This window comes from Pseudophaeobacter arcticus DSM 23566, assembly GCF_000473205.1.
Lineage (GTDB): Bacteria > Pseudomonadota > Alphaproteobacteria > Rhodobacterales > Rhodobacteraceae > Pseudophaeobacter > Pseudophaeobacter arcticus.
Genome location: NZ_AXBF01000005.1, coordinates 51369 through 73638 on the forward strand (window position 1 = coordinate 51369; position 22270 = coordinate 73638).

Consider the following 22270-nt stretch of genomic DNA (forward strand, 5'->3'; position numbering starts at 1 on the left):
GTAGCAAAGAACTTGATTCGATGGTTCTTTGGTGTATTCTAACAGTTGTTAGATTTATTGCAATGGACAGCCTTGCGGCTGACAAGTATCGACACGGGATGGTAGAACAGTATGATGTGGTTAAAACAATCGTCGACGATCTAAGTAAGTCCGAAAGGACACGCGAGGGCATTCTTGCTGCGGCCGCTCGGCTTTTTCGGCATGAAGGCTATTACGCGACGACAATGCGCGACATCGCGCAAGAATCCGGCATTGAAGCCGGAAGCATCTATTATCATTTTGAATCGAAGGACCAGATTCTGAGTGAGGTGCTCGATATCGGTGTTCGCGAGCTTTACGAAAGCGTCAGTGAAATCGTCCGTTCCGCGCAAGATCAATCAATCGGGTTTCGGGAAACCTTCTCGCAGCTCATTGAAACACATCTGACCTACCTTTTGACCACCAGCGACTATACCTCGGCCAATATCCGAAATTATCCGATGTTGTCGGATGAAGCACGTGCTCCGCACCGTGAGTTGCGCGCCTCTTACGCGCAGGTCTGGAGCGATTTTCTCGAAGAGGCCAAGCGTGACGGCCTTTTGAGAAAGGATATTTCTATTTCGGCCATTCGGCAATTCGTGCTCAGCGCGATGAATTGGACGGTCGAATGGTATGACGTGAACCGATATCCGGTGAACCTCCTCGCCGAACGTATGAGCACGCTCATCCTTGACGGAATGTGTTCACAACAAAGCGCCGACACCGCCGGGCGGAAGATGCCCAGTGATATTATGTTCAGAGCTGTTGAAACCTCGGGCAAGGCGGCAAAAACCCGGGCGGAAATCCTGAAAGCTGCGGCGCGTGTTCTACGAGACAACGGATACAAGGCCACGACGTTGCGTCAGATCGCAGACGATGCCGATATGAAAGCGGGCAGCGTCTATTACCATTTCAAATCCAAGGAAGCGATCGTCGACGAGGTTCTGAACGCCGGGTTGAGCGATCTGCTTTCTGGCGTCAGCGCCGCAGCCGACGAGTTCCAGCCGCCATATGATCACCATGCCCGGATCGCGACTGCGATCTGGACCCATTTGCATTTTCTGTTCAAGGCAAGCGAGTTCACCTCCGCGAACATCCGAAGCTATGGCATGCTCCCCAATCAACTCAGGGAGCGGCATAGAGGCATCCGGCATCAATACGGCAGGCTCTGGGATAAAATCCTGCGCGACGCACAAGAAGATGATGCGATTAGATCGGACATCAAAATTGTCCCGTTGCGTCAGGTGATGCTCGGCGCGCTGAATTGGACGGTGGAATGGTTTGATTCGGACAAGGCCGGCGTAGATGGGTATCTGTCTTTGTCCGAATTCTCCGGCATGCTCATCAAATTGCTTCTTGAGGGCATTTGTGACAGGGAAAACGTCACCTTCTCAGAAGAAGAAAAAGGGGCGCGTTAACCGCAGCCCCTTTCACAATCACACCAATAGGAAGTGATACAATCCCTCTGCGACAGGTTTATCCCGGTCTGTTTGCCAGGTGATCACGCTGACGCTTGCGATCCGCTTGCCCTTGCGGGTCACATTTGCACGGGCAAAGAGTGGGCCCTTCACGCCAGGTCTCAAATAATCCACCGTAAGATTGATCGGCTTGGCCGGGGCTTCGCTGAAATCAGGATGGACGGCGATGGCCGCCGTTGCTTCCATGAAGCTCGCGATGATGCCGCCATGGAAATGTTCCATGACCGGATTGCCGATATGACGTTCTTCAAAGGTCATCTCCGCTTCGGCATGGAGGCTATCCAAGCTCTGAACTTCGAAGTTGAGAAACCGGAAGAACGGCACTCGGGATGCGTTGGCGTTTACAGTTTCCAAATCAATCACGAGGCTTTTCCTTTTGTCATCGCGTCGAATAGACTGACGTCACCGCGCGTTAATGCAAACGAGGCAGTGCCGCGGGCGATTTCCGCATCCTCATGGCCATCGAACCAAATACTACCGGCATTAAAGGCAATATGGCGGGTTTTGCGGAAGCAATGCGCGTGCACAATGACATCTGCGCGCGAACGCGCCGCACGCAGATAGTCAACTCTGAGGTCGAGGGTCGCCATCGTGCTGACGCCCTCGATGGCCACAAAGTTCGCCAGACCGAAAACACTGTCCAAAAGGGCGGTCAGAATCCCGCCATGGAGCAGGGTTTGATCTTGATCGACGCAAAAGTCCGGATTGAACGGCATGCGAACCCGCACGCCGTCACTCGAGACCTCTTCGATTTCGAGTGCCATATGGGTGATCAACCCTTTGCCACGCGCATTCCACATCTGCGCGATTTGCTCCATCTTCTCTTTGCTGATTTCAGCCATACGTTCTTTCCTTAGCGCCCAGTAAAATTGGGTTTTCGTTTTTCGATAAACGCAGAGATCGCCTCGTGGTGGTCTTCGGTTTGATGCATCAAGGCCTGATAGGCCGCTGCGGAATTCAGGAAGTCCGGCAGATCCATCCGTTCGGCATTGCGCATCAGGCGTTTAGCCACGCGCACCGCACGCGGTGGCTTGGCGGCGATCACGGCCGCGCGTTCGCGGGCCCGATCCAACAGCGTATCGTGCGGCACAACCTCAAGCACCATGCCGATGTCCAACGCCTCTTTGGCCTCGACCATACGGCCCGAAAAGGTCAAATCGGCGGCCAGTTGATGGCCCAGACGGCGCAATAGGAACCAGCTGCCCGCATCGCCCGGAATAATTCCGAGATTCAGGAATACTTCGCCGAACTTTGCCTTTTCCGATGCAATGCGCATATCGCACATCATCGTCAAATCGCATCCCGCGCCAACCGCCGCGCCGTTAACGGCCGCGATGGTCGGGATGTCGAGATTATAGATCGCCTGTGGAAGACGTTGCACACCATCGACATAACTTTGCGCCGCAGCGAGAGGTTCCTTGCGGAACACGCTGTCGGGATCGTTCATTTCCTTGATGTCACCGCCGGCACAGAATGCCGAACCGGCCCCTGTCAGGATCATGACGCTGACCTCGGGGTCGGCCTGCACCTTGGCAAAGGTTTCCAAAAGCGCCTCGATCATATCGTTGCCGGTGATCGGGTTGCGGCGCTCCGGATCGTTCAACGTCACTGTGGCGATGCGGTCTTTGACGTCCAGAAGGACACAAGGCTTACTCATCTTTTCCGTCTCCACGTTCGCGATTGTCAAACATCTCGGGATTGATCATATCGCGGGCATCATGCCCCATGTGCAAGGTTTCTCCGCCATCGATATAAATATCTTCGCCGGTGACGAAATTGCCCAACTTCGAGGCGAGGAAAATAATCGTACCCGCGATATCCTCGGCCGCGCCCATCCGGTTCAGGACCGAACGGTTCAGCTTTTTCCACTGCTCAGGCGGAATTGGATAGCGGCCAAGCGCCTCGGTCTTGATCGTTCCGGGCGCGACGCAGTTCAGACGAATACCATATTCGCCCCATTCGGCGGCCAGAGTTTTCATCATACCGGTCACACCGGCGCGGGCGGCAACCGTATGGGTAAAGCCGGTGAGGGCCGTGCGCGCGGAAATCGCGGTCACGAAGACCACCGACCCACCGTTCTCATACATGAAATGATCCGCGACGGCGCGGGTCATTTGCCACGATCCGATCAGGTTGTTGCGAACCACCGCCTCGAAACCTTTGTTGGTGATGTCGCGCGCGGCGGCGATATACTGGCCTCCGGCGTTATTCACCAAAACATCAAGCTGTCCGTAATGGTCCTTGATGCGGCCCATTGCGACTTCGATGCTGTCCTCGTCGCGAGTATCTCCGGGCACGACAAATGCCTCGCCCCCCGCCGCACGAATCATTTCAGCGGTTTCTTCCAATGGCTCTTCACGGCGCGCAAACAGCGCCAATTTGGCCCCGCAAGACGCCATCTCTAGCGCGGTTGCCCGCCCCATCCCGGAACCCGATCCGGTGACAAGAGCCACTTGGCCGGCCATCAGGTCCGGCGCGTAACGCGATACTTTCGTTTCAGTCATATTTTCCCCCTCAGTTTTTCAAAAGTTCGCCAGAAATGATCAGCTTGCGCACCTCCTGGGTGCCCGCGCCGACTTCAAGCACGCGGCCCGTCCGGTAAAGCCGGTTCACTTCGGTATCACGCATATAGCCAGAGCCGCCGTGGATCTGGACGGCCTTGTCGAGCACGAATGACGTCACCTCGGCGGCCTTGAAAATCGCGGCGGCGGTCAGCTTGTGAATCTCGCCGCGTCCGCCTTCGCCCTCTTCCAGACCCTCGCACATGGCAACGGTTTTCAAGGATAGGCTGCGCGCCGCTTCAAGGCGCGTATACATATCGGCCAACATCGCCTGCACCATCTGGAAACTGGCAATCGGTTTGCCGAACTGCTGGCGGGTCTTGGCGTAGTCGATGGAAATATCCAGCGCCCGTTGCGCAATGCCCAAGGCATTGAAGCAAACGATGGCGCGTTCAAGGTCCAGCCCCGACATTGTGACCGCAACACCGCCGTCCAATTTGCCAACCATGTTTTTGGCAGGCACACGGCAATCTTCGAACACCAATTCGCCGGTGGGCGAGCCGCGAAAGCCCATCTTGTTGAGTTTCTGCGCGACTTTGAAACCAGGCGTATCGGTCTCCACGATAAAGGCAGAAATGCCCTTGGCGCCCTTCTCGGGCGAGGTTTTGGCATAGACCAGCACCACATCGGCAATCGGCCCGTTGGTGATGTAGATCTTGGCACCGTTCAGGATGTAATCGTCGCCATCCTTCTTCGCCGTCGTGCGCATCGAGCCAAGCGCATCCGACCCCGCACCGGGTTCGGTCAGGCCCAAAGCCCCGATCAGCGTGCCGTTGCACAGCCCCGGCAAATACTTGCGGCGCAGATCGTCATTGGCGTTGCGGTAGATATTATTGACGCACAGGTTGTCATGCGCGACATGGGTCAATCCGATGGCGGCCGATGCCCGTGACATCTGTTCGGTGATGATGCAGGCGGATGTAAAATCCAGACCGGCACCGCCAAATTCCGGCGGCACGTTCAGGCCGAGATAGCCCATCTCGCCCAGCTTGGGGAAAACCGAGGCGGGCAGATCATCGGTGTCGTCCATTTCCGCATTCAGATGATGGAATTCGGACATGAAAAACTTGCCGGCTTGATCGGCCAGCGCCTGCTGTTCATCCGTCATGAAATGTGTCGGAAGGTCGATATCGTTGCGTAATTGCTTGGTCATGGCTGGGTCCTCCCTCAGGCGCGCAAAAGTTCTTCGGCGATGATGATCTTGCGAACTTCGCTGGTGCCCGCCCCGATCTCCAGAAGTTTGTTGGCGCGGAACAACCGGTTGATCTCGGTGTCCTGCATGTAGCCGGAGCCGCCGTGAATATGGCAGGCTTCGGTCACGGCCTTGTTGAACGCTTCGCCCGCATAAAGGCAGGCCGCCGCGGTCAGTTTATGAATCTCGCCACGACCACCGGCGCCCTTGGGCAATCCGACACAAGCCGCCAACGCGCGATAGCTAAAGGCGCGGGCGGTTTCGACCTCGGTGTAGATCTCGGCCAGCTTCGATTGCATCATTTGGAAACTTGCGATCGGCTTGCCGAATTGTTCGCGGATCTTCGCGTATTCCAGACCCAGCTCCAATGCGCGTTCGGCCATGCCAACGCAGACCGAAGCAACCATCGCGCGTTCCAGATCCAGACCGCTCATCACCACCGAAACGCCGCTGTTCTCGGCCCCCACCATGGCCGAGGCCGGCACACGGCAATCCTCGAACACCAATTCGCCGGTGGGCGAGCCACGGAAGCCCATTTTGTCGAGCTTTTGCGCCACCTTAAAGCCGGGGTTGTCGGTGTCGACGAGAAAGACAGAGATGCCCTTGGCGCCTTTGGATTTGTCGGTTTTGGCATACAGCAGCACCACATCGGCAATCGGCCCGTTGGTGATGTAAATCTTCGAGCCGTTGATGATATAATCATCTCCATCGCGGCGCGCCGTGGTGGCCATAGAGCCAAGCGCATCCGATCCCGCACCCGGTTCGGTCAGGCCCAAGGCCCCGACCAGATCGCCGGAACACAGGCCCGGCACATATTTTTTGATCTGTTCGTCTGAGCCATTGCGCAACAGGTTATTCAAGCACAGGTTGTCATGCGCCCCATGCGACAGGCCCACCGCCGGGTTCCATTTCGAAATCACTTCGGACACCAAAGCTTGGGTGAATTCGTTCTGGCCCGAGCCGCCAAACTCTTCGGGCGCGGTGATGCCCAAAAGGCCCAATTCGCCCATTTGTTTGAACAGATCGTCGGGCCACCATTCCTCTTCGTCCATGCGGGCTTGCAGCGGATGCAAGACCTCGCGCGACACCCGATCCACATGATCGACGATCTGGCGCTGCTCATCCGTTAGCGAATAATTTGCTCTGATGGCATCCAGATCAGCCAAGGCAGATTCGTTCTGACTGGTCATTTTGTATCCTCCCGAAAAATGCTGTCTACAGTGTTGACCAAAATCAAACACATGTTAGAAAATAGATCAAGCCAAGCTTTTCGCGACCTCACGTTGCGAACAAGCGGGCGAAGAAACGGGGAGGTTTCGAAAATGGTTGAGAATGTCGTTCGTTCGCACGCCCGAGGGCATGAGACGCGCATTACGATTTGTCGACCAGACCAGCGAAACGCCTTGAACCGTGAAGTTGCAGAAGGAATCATCGCAGCCCTTACCGCCGCCGAGGCAGACCCCGACTGCCGGGTGATCGTTGTGACCGGCGAGGGCGCGCGCGCTTTTTGTGCCGGCGGCGACCTCAAAGCGGGCAGAGATGGCGGCCCGTTTATGCAAGATCCGTCTGATCCGATGCATTTTGCTGGCAAGTTGTTCGACACGATACAGGCCTGCCGAAAGCCAACCATTGCGCGCGTCAATGGTGTGGCAGTGGGAGCTGGCGCGGGAATCATCTGTGCTTGCGATATGGCGGTGATGGCCGATCATGCCAAAATCGGGACGCCGGAAGTGAAGGTGGGGCTGTTTCCCATGACCATCGTTCCGCCGATGATGCGGGTACTGCCACGGCGCAGATTGATGGAGATGTTCATCACCGGCATCCCGCTGACGGCCGAGGAATCGTTACGCTATGATCTGGTCAACTATGTGACCGATGGCGCCGGATTGGACGACAAGATTACGGAACTGGTTACGCACATCGCCGCGCAATCGCCGACGGCGATTCGGCTTGGCAAATACGCCTGCCACGCGATTGAAGACATGACCTATCCGCAGCAGATGCGTTTTACAGAAACGTTGTTGCCGCGGATTGCGCAGACAGAAGATGCGCGCGAGGGCTTTGCCGCCTTCATTGGAAAACGCAAACCCGAATGGACGGGCCGCTGACAAAGCGGGGAGGAGAAGACTATGTCTGATGGAAAACTGCGCATTGGGTGCGCCTCAGGGTTTTGGGGCGATACGCCCGAAGCGGTCGGCCAATTGGTGACCAAAGGCGAGATCGACTATCTGGTGTTCGATTATCTGGCCGAAGTGACAATGTCGCTGATGGCGCGGGCCCGGGCCAAGACGCCGGAGGCGGGCTATGCACCGGATTTCGTCAAGGCTTTGGTGCCCTGGCTGTCCGAGATCAAATCCAAGGGAATGAAAGTGGTGGCCAATGCCGGTGGGGTGAACCCGCGCGGTTGCCGCGATGCACTGGCCAAAGCCGCCGCAGAGGCGGGCATTGACCTGTCCATCGGGGTGGTTCTGGGCGACGATTTGTCGGCGCAGGCCGACGATATTCGCGCCAGCGGCCAGACCGAAATGTTCTCTGGCGTCGAGTTTCCCGATGACATCTATAGCATGAATGCCTATCTCGGCGCCCGCCCGATCGCGGCAGCCTTGGGTGCCGGAGCCGATATCGTCATTACCGGTCGCTGTGCTGACAGCGCCGTGGCGCTTGGCCCCTTGATGCACGAGTTTGGCTGGGGCGACGATGACTGGGATAAGCTCAGCCAGGGCTCGCTCGCGGGCCATTTGATCGAATGCGGCCCGCAAGGGACGGGCGGCAACTTCACCGACTGGCAGGATGTGCCCGGTTGGGACAACATGGGCATGCCCATTGTCGAAGTGTCCGAAGACGGCAGTTTCATCATGACCAAGACGCCCGACACCGGCGGGTTGGTTGTGCCCGGCTCGGTCGGCGAACAAATGCTTTATGAGATCGGCGATCCGCGCGCTTACCTGCTGCCCGATGTGATCTGCGACTGGTCTGATGTCACGCTCGAACAGGTCGGCCCCGATCAGGTTCTGGTCAAAGGCGGCAAAGGCCTCGGGCGCACCGGCAGCTATAAGGTCTCGGCGACCCATGCAGACGGTTGGCGCGCGGTGACCACGCTGACGCTGGCGGCCATTGACGCCCCGGCCAAAGCCGAGCGCGTGGCCGATGCGATCCTGACCCGCTGCCGCCGGATTTTCCGCGACAAGAACCTTGGCGATTTCCGGCAGGTCAGCACCGAGGTTCTGGGGGCCGAAGCCGCCTATGGCGCCAACGCCCGCGCCCAAACGCGTGAAGTGGTGCTGAAGATCGGCGCCGCGCATGACGACCGGCGCGCGCTCAATATCTTTGCCGGAGAAATCGCGCCGATGGCCATTTCCACGGCGCAGGGCCTAACCGGGTTCTTTGCCGGGCGGCCCAAGGTGCAACCGGTGGTGCGGCTCTTCTCCTTCCTGCAAGATAAATCCGCCACCCCCGTCGCGGTCGAGGTCGACGGCAAGGATGTGCCCGTCACCGTTGCGGCCAAGGCTGTCGCACTTGAGGCGCCCGCCGCGCCACAGGCAGAAAGCCGCGATGCTGGTCCTGACGCCGTCAATGTGCGGCTGGTCGATCTGGCCTGGGGCCGCTCGGGCGACAAGGGCGATATCGCCAATATCGGCATTCTGGCCCGCAAGCCGGAGTATCTGCCCTATATCCGATCCGCCCTGACGGAAGAGACGGTGAAAGACTATTTCACTCATCTGTGCGACGGCGCGGTCGAACGCTTCGACCTGCCCGGAAGTCATTCGCTGAACTTCCTGCTGCATGAATCGCTGGGCGGCGGCGGCATCGCCTCGGTCCGCATCGACCCGCAAGGCAAAGGCTTTGCGCAAATGCTGCTCGATATCGAAATCCCCGTGCCAGCCAAAATGGCCGCGCGTGACGGGCTTCGCTCTGCCCAGAGCGCATGAAAGGAAAGAAAATGACGATTTCCAAAATTCTGGTCGCCAACAGGGGCGAGATCGCGGCGCGGGTTTTGCGCACCGCCAAAGCGCGCGGTCTTGCGACCGCCGTGTTGCGCCATGCCTCTGAACAAGAGGGGCCTGCCCATCTGATCGCCGACGAAGTTGTGACGATTGATGGCCCCACACCCGTGGCCGCCTATCTCGACATTGCGCAGATTGTCGATGTCGCACAGAGGATCGGCGCGGATGCGGTGCATCCCGGTTATGGCTTTTTGTCGGAAAACGCGGCCTTCGTCGCCGCATTGGAAAAGGCCGGCGTGACATTTGTCGGCCCCACATCCGAGGTCATCGACCTGATGGGTGACAAGATCCGCGCCCGCGCCTTTGTCGAAGAGCGCGGCTTTCCGGTGGCCCCTTCGGCCATCGAAGACGACGATCCCGCGACGTTTGTCGAACGCGCCCGCGCGGTTGGCTACCCGCTGCTGATCAAGCCCTCGGCAGGCGGCGGCGGCAAGGGGATGCGCGTCGTGCGCGACGACAGCACTTTGGAAACCGAGATCGACACCGCGCGCCGCGAGGGAGAGCGTTATTTCGGCGACGGGCGACTTTTTGTGGAATGCTATATCGAGCGCCCGCGCCATATCGAAGTGCAGGTGATGGGCGACGGGCAAGGCAATGTTGTGCATTTCTGGGAGCGCGAATGCTCGATCCAGCGCCGGTTCCAGAAGATCATCGAAGAGACGCCGTCTCCGGCATTGTCAGAGGCGCAACGTCTGGACATCTGCGAAACCGCCGCTGGAATCGCCCGCGCCGTCAACTATCGCGGCGCTGGCACGGTTGAATTCATTTATGCCCAAGACGGGTCGTTTTACTTCCTTGAAATGAACACCCGTCTTCAGGTCGAACATCCGGTGACCGAAATGGTGACGGGCTTTGATCTGGTGGCCGAACAGCTGCGCATCGCGGCGGGCGAGGGGTTGAGCGCGGCGCAGGCCGATATTCCGCAAAACGGTCATTCGATCGAATTACGCATCTGTGCCGAAGACGCCACCGCCGATTTCCGCCCTGCGATCGGGGATATCTTGTTGTTGGACGAGCCACGCGGCGAAGGCGTGCGTGTCGACAGCGGCATTCTGGACGGCGGCAAGGTCACGACCGATTTCGACCCGATGCTGTCCAAATTGATCGTGCACGCCGAAGATCGGGCGCAGGCCATCGCCCGCGCGCGTGAAGCGGTGCAAAACTACGTTATCCTCGGGGTGACGACCAACACCGGTTATCTGGATGCGATCCTTGCCCATCCCGATTTCGCGTCCGGGGATGTCTCGACCGGATTTTTGGCGGAACAGGCCGATACGCTGACCGCGCCGGGCGAAGATCTCAGCGACCTGTTGATGGCGGCTGCGGCCCTGTCGGACGAACGGTTGGTGAGTGATGTGATGCAGATACCTGAAATGCACCGAAAAATGGGCGGGTGGAGAAACTGATGCAGCGGATATTCCAGATCGACGGCGAAGAGGCCGAATGCTGGCTGTCACACGACGGCAACAACATGAATTTGAACACGCCTGATGGCGTGATCCCCTGCCAGTTGGAGCCCACGGGGACACCGGGCGGCTATGTGCTGCGGGTGCGCGGACGCGCGCAAAACGTGCGGCTGGCCGTTGGGCCCGACGCAACATTCGTGCATTTGAACGGCAAGACATATGCCGTCGGACGGGTCGATCCCGCCGAGCGGCTGGCCGGTAACGAAGGCGGCGCAGCCGATGACCGTATCGTCGCGCCGATGCCCGGCGTGGTCGTGTCGGTGAACGCCAAACCCGGCGATCACGTCAAGGAAGGCCAGACTTTGCTTGTCATTGAAAGCATGAAACTCGAAACCAGCCTGATCGCACCACGCGACGGTGTGGTTGCTGAAATACCATTTGCCGCAGGTGACAGTTTTGGGCTCAAGGCCACGCTCGCCCAGTTGGCTCCCGAGGAGGAATAATCATGCGCCGGATCGAAAGCCAGATCGACACCAATGCCCCCGACTACAAGGCAAATTACGCGGCCATGTCCGAGCGGTTGAAAGAGTTCCACGCCCGCCAACAGGCGGCGCGTTTTGAACGCCCGCAACGTGACATCGACCGCCTTGCCCGCCAGAACAAGCTGGGCGTGCGCGAACGTTTGAAACTGCTGCTGGACCCCGGCACGCCGTTTTTGGAGTTTTCCACTCTGGCCGCCTGCCGCGAATATGACGGCGCGGTGCCCGGCGCCGCCGTGGTCACCGGTATCGGCATCGTGCAGGGCCGCGAAGTCGCCATCCACGCCAACGACGCCAGCGTCAAGGGCGGCGCATGGTATCCACATACCGTCAAAAAAATCGTACGGCTTTTGGATGTCGCGCTGGAAAATCACTTACCGGTCATCCACATCTGCGACAGCGCTGGCGGCTTCTTGCCGCTGCAACACGGCGTCTTTCCCGACCGCTATCTCGGCGGGCGCGTCTTCCGCAATCAGGTCAAGCTGAGCCAAGCCAACATTCCGCAAATCGCGGTGGTCGGCGGGCATTGCACCGCTGGCGGCGCCTATGTGCCGACGCTGAGCGATTACAACATTATCATCGAAGGCACAGGTGCGATTTTCCTTGGCGGGCCGCCGCTGGTCAAGGCGGCCACCGGCGAAGAGGTCGGCGTTCAGGAACTGGGCGGTGCGGTCATGCATACCTCGGTTTCGGGTACAGGCGATTATCGCGCCGCCACCGAAGAGCACGCCTTTTCACTGGCGCGCGAGATTGTCAGCCAATGGAAGCGCAAGCCGAAAACCATCATCGAAACCGCATCCTTTGAAGAGCCTTACTACGACCCCAAGGAACTCTACGGGATCATCCCCAAGGACCGCAAAACCCAATTCGACATGCGCGAAGTTCTAGCGCGGATCGTCGATGGCTCGCGCTTCCATGAATACCAACCCGATTATGGCACCACCATGATTTGTGGCTATGCCCATATCTGGGGCTACAAAGTGGGGATTTTGGCCAACAACGGGGTGCTGTTCAACGACAGCTCGCTGAAGGCGGCGCATTTCATCCAATTGTGCAACCAGAACCGCACGCCTTTGGTCTTCTTGCAAAACATCACCGGCTACATGGTGGGCCGCGAATACGAAGAGCGCGGCATCGCCAAGGATGGCGCAAAAATGCTGATGGCGCAGGGTGGTTCGGTCGTGCCGAAATTCACCGTGATCGCCAATGCCTCTTATGGGGCCGGCAATTACGGCATGTGTGGACGGGCGTGGGATGCGCGCACGTTGTTCATGTGGCCGCAGGCCGAAATCGGCGTGATGGGCGCGGATCAGGCCGCCAATACCATGGCCGACGTCAAGATCCGGCAGCTTCAGCGCGAAGGTAAGGAATTGACCGAAGAAGAAATCGCCGCAATCCGCGATCCGGTCTTGGAGAAATTCCGCCAGGATGTGGAAGCCTATACCTCGACTTCGGAGTTGTGGGATGACGGCATTCTCGACCCGGCTGATACGCGCAATGCGCTTGGTATGTCGATCTCTGCTTCGTTGAACGCCCCGATCGAAGATCCGCACTACGGTATTTTCCGGCTTTAATGGGTTAAGATCCGGCGCGCCGCTTTGGCGCCCGGATCGACCCGCGGGTCTTCAGTGCCAGTGCCCGCCCCCTTAAGGGTGCGATGCCTCCGGCGCGGCCCCCTCGGAATTTCGGGCCGCTCCCGATACATCTTTACGCGCAGCGTCAGGTGTCCTGCTGCCGCGCTTCTTGTATCGACACCACGTCAGAGGGCGCCACCTCGGGCCGGTCCGCCTCAACTTCGTGCAGCGGCTCGACGGGTTTCAATCCGGCCAGACAATCGCGCGCCAACTGCTGATACTCGGCTGTTCCGCGGGTCTTCCACGCGACTTCCTTTTCGCTAACCTCGCGGATGATCTTTGCCGGTGATCCGACCACCATCGAACGCGGCGGGATAACCGTTTCGCCCCGTATGAAGGCCTGTGCGCCGACGATCGATTCTGCGCCAAGATCAACGCCGTCCATGATGACGGCATTCATACCCACAAGCGCATTTCGACCCACGGTGCAGCCATGTAGAATCGCGCCGTGACCGATATGACCATCGACTTCCACCACCGCATCACGCCCCGGAAAGGAATGCATGATGCAATTGTCCTGAACATTGGCACCGTCGCCAATCACGATCTTGCCGAAATCGCCCCGCAAGCTTGCCCCGGGTCCGATATAGCATCCTTTGCCAAGGATGACGTTTCCGATCAGCACGGCCTGAGGGTGAACAAATGTTCCTTCGGGCACCACGGGAACGAACCCTTTGAATTCATAGCAATAGGCCATCTTTCAATTCCTTTCTTAGGCTGGCGCCTTCGGTGTCAAAACCACGCGCCGGATGTCTTCGACCGCCTGGACGGGACATACCCAGATCCGGAAGCCTGATCTGCGACATGCGCGGTCCTTCAAAGCTGGCGGCGCAAGCACCCAAGCACATGTCAGGAATTACGGCAAGCACCCCACGTCACAGCGCGTCCTTGTTGACAGTTCCGGGCACCGGGATATAAAATCTAACAAATGGTAGAAAATGGAATGGTGCTCAGTTCAAGTAGACCGGACCACTATAGGGAGAGAGAAATGTCACAGAAAGCCTATGTCAGCGGTGTCGGGATGGTCCCATTCCAAAAGCCCGGAAAATCCGAAAGCTATGATGTCATGGCGGCCACCGCCACCCGTTCCGCCCTCAAGGACGCGGGTCTGGATTACGACAAGATCCAACAGGCCTATGTTGGCTATGTCTATGGCGACAGCACCTGTGGCCAGCGCGCCTTGTATAATGTCGGCATGACTGGCATCCCGGTTGTGAATGTGAACAACAACTGCTCGACCGGCTCATCAGCCCTGTTCCTTGCACGTCAGGCCGTTGAAAGCGGCGCGGTAGAATGTGCATTGGCGCTTGGGTTTGAACAAATGCAACCCGGCGCCATCGGTGCGATGTTCCACGATCGGATCAGCCCGTTTGCATCATTCGACGAAGAAACCGATGATCTGGTCGGCAATTCGGACATCCCCTTGGCGCTTCGCTATTTCGGCGGCGCAGGCAAGGCGCATATGGACGAGTTTGGCACACCGATGGAAACCTTCGCCAAAATTCGCGCCAAGGCCAGCCGCCATGCTGCCAAAAATCCGGTTGCCCTGTTCCGGCAGGAAGTAACAGCCGATGACGTCATGGCAGCGCAGGTCGTTTGGCCCGGTATCATGACCAAATTGATGGCCTGCCCCCCGACGTGTGGCGCGGCGGCGGCCATTGTCTGCTCCAAAGAATTTGCTGACAAGCACGGTCTCGACAGCTCGGTGCGGATTTCGGCGCAAGCGATGACAACAGACGGACCGGAAACCTTTAATGCGCACGACATGCGCGAGGTTGTCGGCTTCTCGATGGCCAAAAACGCTGCTGATCAAGTGTATGAGGCTGCGGGCATCGGACCGGAAGATGTGGACGTGGTCGAACTGCACGACTGTTTTGCCCATAACGAACTGATCACCTATGAGGCGCTTGGCCTCTGTGCGCGCGGCGATGCGGCGAAATTCGTGGACGATGGCGACAACACCTATGGCGGCAAATATGTGACCAACCCGTCGGGCGGCCTGTTGTCCAAGGGTCATCCGCTTGGTGCAACCGGTCTCGCACAATGCACCGAGCTGGTTCAGCAGTTGCGCGGACAGGCCGATGCGCGTCAAGTCGACGGCGCACGACTGGCGCTCCAGCACAATCTCGGCCTCGGCGGAGCCTGTGTCACCACGCTTTATGAAAAAGTCTGATAGCGCCACTTGGAAGGACAGAACATGACTGACAAACTCAACGGGCGCGTCGCACTGGTTTCCGGTTCCGGCCGGGGCATCGGACGCGAAATTGCACTTAAACTGGCCTCGGAAGGGGCCCGTTTGGTGATCAACGATCTGGATGCCGATCCGGCCAATGAAACCGCCGAGGCCATCCGCGCCGCTGGCGGCGAGGCTGTGGTTTGCGCAGGTAGCGTGACCGAAGACGGCTTTGCCGAACGCTTCATCAAAACCGGCGTCGACAGCTTTGGCGGTCTGGACATCATTGTGAACAACGCTGGCTACACATGGGATAGCGTCGTTCAAAAGATGACCGACGAGCAATGGCAGGCAATCATTGACGTGCACCTGACCGCACCCTTCAAAATCCTGCGCGCCGCTCAACCCGTGATCAGCGCCAAGGCCAAAGAAGAAGCCGCCGCCGGGCAAGAAGTGTTCCGCAAGGTGGTGAATATTTCGTCCATCGCGGGCACCGGTGGTAACGCAGGTCAGATCAACTATGCCGCCGCCAAGTCCGGCATTTTGGGTGTCACCCGCACGATGGCCAAGGAATGGGGCCGCTACAAGGTCAACGTGAATGCCGTAGCCTTTGGCCCGATCCGCACCCGCCTGACCGAGGGCAGCGCCGATGGCGACAGCACGATCAAGGTCGAGGAAAAAGAGATCAAAGTCGGCGTGAACCCCGATCTTCTGACCCAGATGGAGCGCATGATCCCTCTGGGCCGGGTCGGCACACCGGAAGAGGCCGCAGGCGCGGTCTATTTGTTCTGTGCCCCGGAATCGAACTTCATCTCGGGTCAGCACATTATCTGCGGTGGTGGCTTCGTCATCTGATCTGCGCCGCTTTGCTGCGCACTCCGGCCTTGGCCGTCGATCTGCATATCCGGGCAGCCATATTCTGGCTGCCCGGATGGCATTTTAAAATAAAGTTCACCCCAACAGGTTTGGACAATTGACTCGTCCGCGCCCTCAAGCTAACAGGTGTTAGTTAGGGATGCGATGAGAGAGACCCCATGACGGATGACACAGTGAGCAAGGTTAAAGAAACACCGCGCAATCCCGTCGGACGGGAAGGCGTGCAGAACGTTGCTGCGCGGCTTTTTCGCGAACAAGGCTATGGATCCGTATCGCTGCGAAAAATCGCTGATGCTGCGGGGATAAAGGCGGGCAGCATATACTACCATTTCGGCTCCAAAGACGAAATCGTAGTGGCCATTTTGGATGTCGGCATTCAGGTCGTTCACGAGAAAATGCGCCAAGCTGTTTCGGCGCTGCCCGAAGACACCGACGCCGAAACAATCCTGCGAGCTGCAATCGGGACGCATCTGCGCGCGCTTCTTGACGTGAGCGATTATACCTCGGCCAATGTACGTATTTTCGGGCAAGTGCCACAATCCGTACGGGACGCCAACCTGCCCACACGCCGCGCTTATGAGGCTGAATGGGATGCTTTACTGTCCCGACTTCAAGAGCGCGGCGCGCTTAAACCCGATGTCGACATTCGCCGCCTGCGCCTGATGTTGATCGGCGCATTGAACGCCACACTTGATTGGTTCGACCCGGACCGGGGCAGCGCCGAGGCACTGTCGCGCACCTATGCCGATGTGTTTCTCAACGGGATACTAGAAAGACAGGATAGCTGATACATGGCACGACTTGAAACTGCGGTGATGACCGCATCCGAAACCTATACCCGCAACCACGCGGCGCAAAGCGAACGCGTCGAGACATTGCGCGCGCGGATTGCCGATGTCGCATCGGGCGGACGCCCCGACATGGTTGAGCGGCACCGCAAGCGCGGCAAGCTTCTGGTGCGCGAACGGATTGATCTTTTGGTCGATCCCGGCACCGCGTTTATGGAGCTGTCATCGCTGGCCGCCTATGGCCAATATGGCGGCGAGGTTCCCGGTTCCGGCATCGTGACCGGCATCGGCATCGTGCATGGTCAGCCCTGCGTCGTGATCGCCAATGATGCGACGGTCAAGGGCGGCTCATTTTATCACGAGACGGTGCAAAAACACATCCGCGCGCAAGAGATTGCGGCGGAAAACCGGTTGCCCTGCCTGTATCTGGTGGATTGCGGCGGGGCCTTTTTGCCCGAACAGGATCGGGTTTTTCCCGACGCCCGCCATTTCGGCAATTCCTTTTATCGTCAAACCAATATGTCGGCCAGCGGCTTGCCGCAGATCTCCGCCGTTTTCGGCGGCTGCACGGCGGGCGGGGCCTATATTCCCGCGCTGTCGGACGAGGTCATCATGGTGCGCGGCAACGCCCGTATTCATCTCGGCGGGCCGTCGATCGTCAAGGTGGCGATCAACGAAGAGGTCGATGGCGAAACGTTGGGCGGGGCCGAAATGCACACGCGCGTCTCCGGCGTGTCCGACCATCTGGCCGAAGACGAGCACCATGCGCTGGCGCTGATGCGTGACATCGTGGCCGAATTGGGCCAATCGCGCCCGATGCAGCCCGACGCCGCCCCCGAAGCGCCCGCACATGATCCCGAAGAGCTGCTCGGCGTGATCAGCGCCGACCGCAAGGAACCCTATGACATGCGCGAGGTTCTGCTGCGCATGATCGACGCGGGCGAATTCCGCGAGTTCAAGCCCGGCTGGGGTGAAACGCTGGTCTGTGGCACGGCGCGCATCCACGGCTTCCGCGTCGGCATCCTTGCCAACAACGGCGCGCTTTTGTCCGACAGCGCCCTCAAGGGCGCGCAATTCGTGTCGATGTGCGATCAACGCAACATCCCGCTTTTGTTCCTGCATAATATTTCCGGCTTCATGGTCGGAACCGAGGCCGAACGCGGCGGCATCGCCAAAGACAGCGCCAAATTGGTCTATGCCATGTCGGTGGCCAAAGTGCCGCGCCTGTCGGTGCTTTTGGGCGGCTCTTACGGGGCCGGCAACTACGGCATGTGCGGGCGCGGCTTTGCGCCGAATTTCCTCTTTGCATGGCCGACGGCAGAGCTGGCCACCATGTCCGCCGACATCGCCAGCAACGTGATGCTGGAACTGCGCCGCCAAAAGGGTGGCGATGAAGACAAGATGCAAGCCGACATGGAGCAGATCGAGGCGCAGGTCCGCGCCCAATATGGCGAACAGTCCGATCCCTATTACGCCACTTCGCGGCTTTGGGATGACGGGCTGATCGAACCGGGTCAGACCCGCGATATTCTTGGCCTGTGTCTGGCCATTGTTTCTTCGGTGCCCGAGGCAGGGCGCCACACGCCCGTCTTCAGAATGTGAGGCCAATACCATGACAACCACTTACGAAACCATCCTGCTTGAAACCGACGCGCGCGGCGTCGCCACCGTAACCTTGAACCGGCCGGACAAACATAATGCGCTGAACGGCACGCTGATCGCCGAGCTATACGACGTGGCCGAAAAACTGGCTGCGGATGATGCCGTGCGCATCGTGATTTTGACCGGCAACGGCAAAAGCTTCTGCGCCGGTGGGGATTTCAACTGGTTCTCCTCCAACATCGACAAAACCCGCGCCGAGCGGGTCGACCAAAGCGCCACGCTGGCGCATTTGCTGCGCCGGCTTGATACGCTGCCCAAACCGCTGATCGGACGGATCAACGGCCCGGCCTATGGCGGCGGTGTCGGCATGATTTCGGTCTGCGATTACACCATCGGGGCCGAAGGATCACGCTTTGGTCTGACCGAGGTAAAACTGGGCCTCTTGCCCGCCAATATCTCGCCCTATGTCGTGGCCCGCATCGGCAAGGTCCATTCGCGCGAAACCATGCTGTCGGGGGCGTTGTTCGACAGCACGCGCGCCGAACGGATCGGTTTGCTGACCGAGGTCGTGAAAGCCGATGATCTGGACGCAGCCGTTGAGCGCGTCGTGCACGATCACCTGCAAGCCGCGCCGGGCGCTGTGGCCGACACCAAGGCGTTGATCGCCTATGTCGCGGCGCACGATTTGGAAACCAACATGATCTACACCGCCGACCGTCTGGCCGACGCTTGGGAAACCGAAGAAGGCATCGAAGGCATTGGCAGCTTCCTCAACAAAAGCATCCCGTCATGGCGCGTGAAATGAATTTTACCCGTATCCTGATCGCCAACCGGGGCGAAATCGCACTGCGCATCCAACGCGGGTGTCGCAAATTGGGGCTGGAAACGGTCGCCGTCTTTTCCGAGGCCGACCGCGACGCGCCCTTTGTGGCCGAGGCTGATCACGCCGTCTGCATCGGCGGGGCCGCACCAGCGGACAGCTATCTGAACGTCGAGGCCATTTTGGAGGCCGCGCGCGCGACCGGCGCGGGTGCGGTGCATCCCGGCTATGGTTTCTTGTCCGAAAACGCCGGTTTTGCCGCTGCGATCGAAGCGGCGGGGCTTGTCTTCATCGGGCCGGACGCGGACGCGATTGCCATGATGGGATCGAAGATCGAGGCCAAGGCCGCCGCCGAGGAAGCCGGCGTGCCCGTGCTGCCCGGCTATCGCGGTGCGGATCAGTCCGACGCGCGCTTGCTGGACGAGGCGCAGGCGCTTGGCGTGCCGCTTCTGGTCAAGGCCAGCGCGGGCGGCGGCGGGCGCGGCATGCGCCTTGTCACCGATCTGGCCGAGGCACCCGAAGCCATCACCTCGGCAAGGGCCGAGGCCAAAGGCGCCTTTGGCGATGCGGCGGTGTTCCTTGAACGCTATGCACCGCGCGCGCGCCATGTTGAGGTGCAGGTTCTGGGCGACAGCCACGGCAATGTTCTGCATCTGGGCGATCGCGACTGTTCGCTTCAACGCAACCACCAGAAGTTGATCGAAGAGGCTCCGGCCGCCGACCTGCCCGACGCGGTGCGCGATGACATGCGCGCGGCGGCGGTGCGATTGGCGCAATCCATTGGCTATCGCTCGGCAGGGACGGTGGAATACCTTTATGATCCGGCGCGCGGGGAATACTATTTTCTCGAAATGAACACCCGCCTTCAGGTGGAACATCCCGTGACCGAGGCCATCACCGGCATCGATCTGGTCGAATGGCAATTGCGTATCGCACGGGGCGAGGCCCTGACGCTGGCGCAAACGGATGTGCAGTTTAACGGCCATGCCATCGAAGTGCGCATCGCCGCCGAAAACCCCGCCGAAAATTTCCGCCCCGAAACCGGCGAGATCACCCTTTGGGCTCCGCCCGCTGGCGTGCGGCTCGATAGCGGCGTCGCGGCAGGGTCAATCGTCGGCCACCATTACGATTCGATGTTGGCCAAATTGATCACCCATGCGCCGGACAGGGCAGGGGCAATCCGTCAGGCCATTGCCGCGATTGATGCCTTTGCGGTGGGCGGCGTCGGGCTGAACCTGTCTTATCAGCGGGCGCTGTTGAACCATCCTGATTTTCAGGCCTTCCGGCATCACACCTCGGGCCTTGCCGAATTGTTCCCCGATGGATGGGCCGAACCCGCGCCCGAAGCCGAAAACGCAGGCCTCGCGGCCATGGCGCTGCATCTGCATTTGACGCCGGCGGGCGCATCGCCTTGGGAAAGCCTTGGATCTTGGCGGCTCACGGCCCCTGCGGGACGGCCCGGCGCGGCGTCCTATTGGACCACATCCGAGGATGATCCGATCCGCGTGACCGAAGCCGGAGCGAGGCTGACGGCCACATTGCCAGACGGCCAGAGCATCACAACCGAGGCCGGTGCCTTGACCGGTGACCGTTTGAGTGGGCGCATCGACGGCGTTCCCTTTTCGCGCGTGGCCCATATCGAGCGCAGTGGCAATTGTTGGCGGGTGCATTTACAAACGTCTGGCGGTATGCGCGTGACAGACCTGCGCGTTCTGGAAGATCAGCACCTTGCCCGTGCCAGCGGCGGATCGGGCGGCGCCGACCTGTTGACGGCGCCGATGCCAGGCGCCGTGGCCGAGGTGCGCGTTGCGCCCGGCGACCGCGTTGCCGCCGGTGATACGCTGGTGGTCCTTGAGGCGATGAAGCTCTTGCAAAGCCTGCCCGCGCCGATTGCGGGCGTGGTGACCGAAATTTATTGCGCGCCAGGCGATACCGTCGCCGGGCACGCCCCACTTGTCAAACTCGACCCGGAGGAAGAAACATGACCAAACAAGACACGATCACTGCGGCCAATGGCCCATTCAACGAAGATCTCGACATGATCCGCGACCAGCTGCGCCGGTTCATCGCCACCGAAGTAACGGCCAAGGCCGACGCATGGGAAGAAACCGGCATGGTGCCCCGCGACGTGCTGCGCCAGATGGGCGATTTGGGCGTTTTGGGCATGCGCTATGACGAAAAATATGGCGGCGCAGGATTGAATGTGATGTCCAGCGTGGTTCTGGCCGAAGAGGTCGGGCGCTCCACCTTTGGCGGTTTCGCGGCCACGGTGTTGGTGCATACCGACATGGCCTCGCCACATCTTGAAAATGCCGGAACGCCGGAACAAAAAGCCCGCTGGATGCCCTCGATCGTCTCGGGCGAAAAAATCGCCGCCGTTGCGGTGACCGAACCGGGCGCCGGATCAGACGTGGCCGGTATGCGCACCCGCGCGGTGCAGGACGGATCGGATTGGGTGCTGAACGGCACCAAGATGTTCATCACCAACGGCGTGCATGGCGACATCTATTTCGTCGGGGCCAAAACCGACCCGGATGCCAAGGGATCGCGCGGGATCACCATGTTCGCGGTTGAAAAGGGCACACCGGGTTTCTCGGTTGGGCGCGCGTTGAACAAGACCGGCTGGCTGTGCTCGGATACTGCCGAGCTGATCTTTGAAGATGTCCGCGTTCCTGCCGAAAACGTGCTGGGCGAGGTCAACAAAGGCTTCTACTCGGTGATGAAGAACTTCCAAAACGAACGCATCGTTCTGGGCGCGATGGCCTGCGCTGAATCGCAAATCGCCCTCGACATGACGCTGGATTACGTCAAGCAGCGCAAAGCCTTTGGCGGCGTGCTTTGGGACAAACAGGCGATCCGCCAGCGGTTGGCCGATTGCCAGACCCGCATCGCCGCAGGTCGTCAGTTGGTTTATCAGGCCGCCGGTCTGGACGCTGCGGGGCGCGATTGCGTGAAAGAAGTTTCGATGGTCAAAGCCTATTGCGGCGAGCTGGTGAACTCTGTGCTTTACGATTGTGTGCAGTTCCACGGCGGCATGGGCTATATGCGCGAAACCCCCGTTGAACGCATGTCGCGCGACGCCCGCGTGCAAGCGATCGGCGGCGGTGCCTCGGAGGTGATGCTCGAAGAAGTCGCCAAGCGCATGTGACCAGACCCGGCAGAGGGCTGGCGTTAGACGT

General features: G+C 59.5%; 20 protein-coding genes. 13 read left to right on the plus strand and 7 right to left on the minus strand.

Features of this window, described 5'->3' with window-relative positions; genetic code table 11:
* Nucleotides 1-98: 98 nt before the first annotated feature.
* Nucleotides 99-1436, plus strand: a complete 1338-nt coding sequence (locus ARCT_RS0101570) for a TetR/AcrR family transcriptional regulator (protein ID WP_036783927.1) — start codon at nt 99-101, stop codon at nt 1434-1436.
* Nucleotides 1437-1454: 18 nt separating this feature from the next.
* Here the strand turns inward: ARCT_RS0101570 and ARCT_RS0101575 are convergent, their stop codons facing one another.
* Genes ARCT_RS0101575 through ARCT_RS0101600 form a run of 6 tightly spaced genes read right to left on the minus strand, consistent with a single transcriptional unit; the run spans nt 1455 to nt 6439 of the window.
* Nucleotides 1455-1859, minus strand: coding sequence for a PaaI family thioesterase (locus ARCT_RS0101575; protein ID WP_240476194.1), 405 nt, complete (start codon nt 1857-1859; stop codon nt 1455-1457).
* Entirely contained in the window at nt 1856-2338 is a 483-nt protein-coding gene (locus ARCT_RS0101580; protein WP_027238542.1) for a PaaI family thioesterase, read from the minus strand. Before ARCT_RS0101580 ends, ARCT_RS0101575 begins: the two co-directional genes overlap by 4 nt.
* A gap of 11 nt (nt 2339-2349) precedes the next feature.
* Complete coding sequence (locus ARCT_RS0101585; protein WP_027238543.1) at nt 2350-3153, minus strand: enoyl-CoA hydratase-related protein; 804 nt, start codon at nt 3151-3153, stop codon at nt 2350-2352.
* A complete protein-coding gene (locus ARCT_RS0101590) occupies nt 3146-4000 on the minus strand; it encodes an SDR family NAD(P)-dependent oxidoreductase (RefSeq protein WP_027238544.1) in 855 nt (284 codons plus the stop codon). Before ARCT_RS0101590 ends, ARCT_RS0101585 begins: the two co-directional genes overlap by 8 nt.
* Nucleotides 4001-4010: 10 nt before the next feature.
* The gene (locus tag ARCT_RS0101595) at nt 4011-5210 is read right to left on the minus strand and encodes an acyl-CoA dehydrogenase family protein (protein ID WP_036783930.1); all 1200 of its coding nucleotides are present in this window, start codon (nt 5208-5210) and stop codon (nt 4011-4013) included.
* 14 nt (nt 5211-5224) lie between these two features.
* Entirely contained in the window at nt 5225-6439 is a 1215-nt protein-coding gene (locus tag ARCT_RS0101600; RefSeq protein ID WP_051360496.1) for an acyl-CoA dehydrogenase family protein, read from the minus strand.
* A 132-nt stretch (nt 6440-6571) separates the two neighbouring features.
* On the opposite strand from ARCT_RS0101600, the gene ARCT_RS0101605 reads away from it, so the two are divergent.
* From ARCT_RS0101605 to ARCT_RS0101625, 5 genes are read left to right on the plus strand one after another with little or no spacing between them, the layout of a single operon-like run.
* Nucleotides 6572-7357, plus strand: a complete 786-nt coding sequence (locus ARCT_RS0101605; RefSeq protein WP_027238547.1) for an enoyl-CoA hydratase-related protein — start codon at nt 6572-6574, stop codon at nt 7355-7357.
* A gap of 21 nt (nt 7358-7378) precedes the next feature.
* A complete protein-coding gene (locus ARCT_RS0101610) occupies nt 7379-9178 on the plus strand; it encodes an acyclic terpene utilization AtuA family protein (RefSeq protein ID WP_027238548.1) in 1800 nt (599 codons plus the stop codon).
* 11 nt (nt 9179-9189) lie between these two features.
* Nucleotides 9190-10659 carry an acetyl-CoA carboxylase biotin carboxylase subunit gene (locus tag ARCT_RS0101615; protein WP_027238549.1) on the plus strand — a complete coding sequence of 490 codons (1470 nt, stop codon included), beginning with the start codon at nt 9190-9192 and terminating at the stop codon, nt 10657-10659.
* Nucleotides 10659-11162, plus strand: a complete 504-nt coding sequence (locus ARCT_RS0101620; RefSeq protein WP_240476197.1) for an acetyl-CoA carboxylase biotin carboxyl carrier protein subunit — start codon at nt 10659-10661, stop codon at nt 11160-11162. The genes ARCT_RS0101615 and ARCT_RS0101620 overlap by 1 nt, the downstream gene beginning before the upstream one ends.
* Nucleotides 11163-11164: 2 nt before the next feature.
* Entirely contained in the window at nt 11165-12772 is a 1608-nt protein-coding gene (locus tag ARCT_RS0101625) for an acyl-CoA carboxylase subunit beta (protein WP_027238551.1), read from the plus strand.
* Between the two features lie 145 nt (nt 12773-12917).
* On the opposite strand, the gene ARCT_RS0101630 is transcribed toward ARCT_RS0101625, so the two are convergent.
* A complete protein-coding gene (locus ARCT_RS0101630) occupies nt 12918-13529 on the minus strand; it encodes an acyltransferase (protein ID WP_027238552.1) in 612 nt (203 codons plus the stop codon).
* A 291-nt stretch (nt 13530-13820) separates the two neighbouring features.
* Here ARCT_RS0101630 and ARCT_RS0101635 point away from each other — a divergent pair, with 291 nt between their 5' ends.
* The 7 genes from ARCT_RS0101635 (at nt 13821) to ARCT_RS0101665 (ending at nt 22239) form a co-directional block, all read left to right on the plus strand.
* Complete coding sequence (locus ARCT_RS0101635) at nt 13821-15005, plus strand: lipid-transfer protein (protein ID WP_027238553.1); 1185 nt, start codon at nt 13821-13823, stop codon at nt 15003-15005.
* A 24-nt stretch (nt 15006-15029) separates the two neighbouring features.
* Nucleotides 15030-15860: an SDR family NAD(P)-dependent oxidoreductase gene (locus ARCT_RS0101640; protein ID WP_027238554.1), complete on the plus strand. Its 831-nt coding sequence runs from the start codon at nt 15030-15032 to the stop codon at nt 15858-15860.
* 179 nt (nt 15861-16039) lie between these two features.
* Nucleotides 16040-16669 carry a TetR/AcrR family transcriptional regulator gene (locus tag ARCT_RS0101645; RefSeq protein ID WP_027238555.1) on the plus strand — a complete coding sequence of 210 codons (630 nt, stop codon included), beginning with the start codon at nt 16040-16042 and terminating at the stop codon, nt 16667-16669.
* A 3-nt stretch (nt 16670-16672) separates the two neighbouring features.
* Entirely contained in the window at nt 16673-18271 is a 1599-nt protein-coding gene (locus tag ARCT_RS0101650; protein WP_027238556.1) for an acyl-CoA carboxylase subunit beta, read from the plus strand.
* A gap of 10 nt (nt 18272-18281) precedes the next feature.
* On the plus strand, nt 18282-19076 hold the full coding sequence (locus ARCT_RS0101655; RefSeq protein ID WP_027238557.1) for a crotonase/enoyl-CoA hydratase family protein: 795 nt from the start codon (nt 18282-18284) through the stop codon (nt 19074-19076).
* Complete coding sequence (locus ARCT_RS0101660; RefSeq protein WP_240476198.1) at nt 19073-21076, plus strand: acetyl/propionyl/methylcrotonyl-CoA carboxylase subunit alpha; 2004 nt, start codon at nt 19073-19075, stop codon at nt 21074-21076. Before ARCT_RS0101655 ends, ARCT_RS0101660 begins: the two co-directional genes overlap by 4 nt.
* Complete coding sequence (locus tag ARCT_RS0101665; RefSeq protein ID WP_036783935.1) at nt 21073-22239, plus strand: acyl-CoA dehydrogenase family protein; 1167 nt, start codon at nt 21073-21075, stop codon at nt 22237-22239. Before ARCT_RS0101660 ends, ARCT_RS0101665 begins: the two co-directional genes overlap by 4 nt.
* Nucleotides 22240-22270 lie beyond the last annotated feature (31 nt).

Excerpts from the sequence above, each read along its gene's own strand:
- ARCT_RS0101600 (WP_051360496.1), bottom strand. The coding sequence starts at position 6,439 with ATGACCAGTCAGAACGAATCTGCCTTGGCTGATCTGGATGCCATCAGA.
- ARCT_RS0101580 (WP_027238542.1), bottom strand. The coding sequence starts at position 2,338 with ATGGCTGAAATCAGCAAAGAGAAGATGGAGCAAATCGCGCAGATGTGG.
- ARCT_RS0101625 (WP_027238551.1), top strand. The coding sequence starts at position 11,165 with ATGCGCCGGATCGAAAGCCAGATCGACACCAATGCCCCCGACTACAAG.
- ARCT_RS0101570 (WP_036783927.1), top strand. The coding sequence starts at position 99 with ATGGTAGAACAGTATGATGTGGTTAAAACAATCGTCGACGATCTAAGT.
- ARCT_RS0101635 (WP_027238553.1), top strand. The coding sequence starts at position 13,821 with ATGTCACAGAAAGCCTATGTCAGCGGTGTCGGGATGGTCCCATTCCAA.
- ARCT_RS0101640 (WP_027238554.1), top strand. The coding sequence starts at position 15,030 with ATGACTGACAAACTCAACGGGCGCGTCGCACTGGTTTCCGGTTCCGGC.
- ARCT_RS0101645 (WP_027238555.1), top strand. The coding sequence starts at position 16,040 with ATGACGGATGACACAGTGAGCAAGGTTAAAGAAACACCGCGCAATCCC.
- ARCT_RS0101595 (WP_036783930.1), bottom strand. The coding sequence starts at position 5,210 with ATGACCAAGCAATTACGCAACGATATCGACCTTCCGACACATTTCATG.
- ARCT_RS0101585 (WP_027238543.1), bottom strand. The coding sequence starts at position 3,153 with ATGAGTAAGCCTTGTGTCCTTCTGGACGTCAAAGACCGCATCGCCACA.
- ARCT_RS0101590 (WP_027238544.1), bottom strand. The coding sequence starts at position 4,000 with ATGACTGAAACGAAAGTATCGCGTTACGCGCCGGACCTGATGGCCGGC.
- ARCT_RS0101630 (WP_027238552.1), bottom strand. The coding sequence starts at position 13,529 with ATGGCCTATTGCTATGAATTCAAAGGGTTCGTTCCCGTGGTGCCCGAA.
- ARCT_RS0101660 (WP_240476198.1), top strand. The coding sequence starts at position 19,073 with ATGAATTTTACCCGTATCCTGATCGCCAACCGGGGCGAAATCGCACTG.
- ARCT_RS0101610 (WP_027238548.1), top strand. The coding sequence starts at position 7,379 with ATGTCTGATGGAAAACTGCGCATTGGGTGCGCCTCAGGGTTTTGGGGC.
- ARCT_RS0101615 (WP_027238549.1), top strand. The coding sequence starts at position 9,190 with ATGACGATTTCCAAAATTCTGGTCGCCAACAGGGGCGAGATCGCGGCG.
- ARCT_RS0101650 (WP_027238556.1), top strand. The coding sequence starts at position 16,673 with ATGGCACGACTTGAAACTGCGGTGATGACCGCATCCGAAACCTATACC.
- ARCT_RS0101605 (WP_027238547.1), top strand. The coding sequence starts at position 6,572 with ATGGTTGAGAATGTCGTTCGTTCGCACGCCCGAGGGCATGAGACGCGC.
- ARCT_RS0101620 (WP_240476197.1), top strand. The coding sequence starts at position 10,659 with ATGCAGCGGATATTCCAGATCGACGGCGAAGAGGCCGAATGCTGGCTG.
- ARCT_RS0101655 (WP_027238557.1), top strand. The coding sequence starts at position 18,282 with ATGACAACCACTTACGAAACCATCCTGCTTGAAACCGACGCGCGCGGC.
- ARCT_RS0101665 (WP_036783935.1), top strand. The coding sequence starts at position 21,073 with ATGACCAAACAAGACACGATCACTGCGGCCAATGGCCCATTCAACGAA.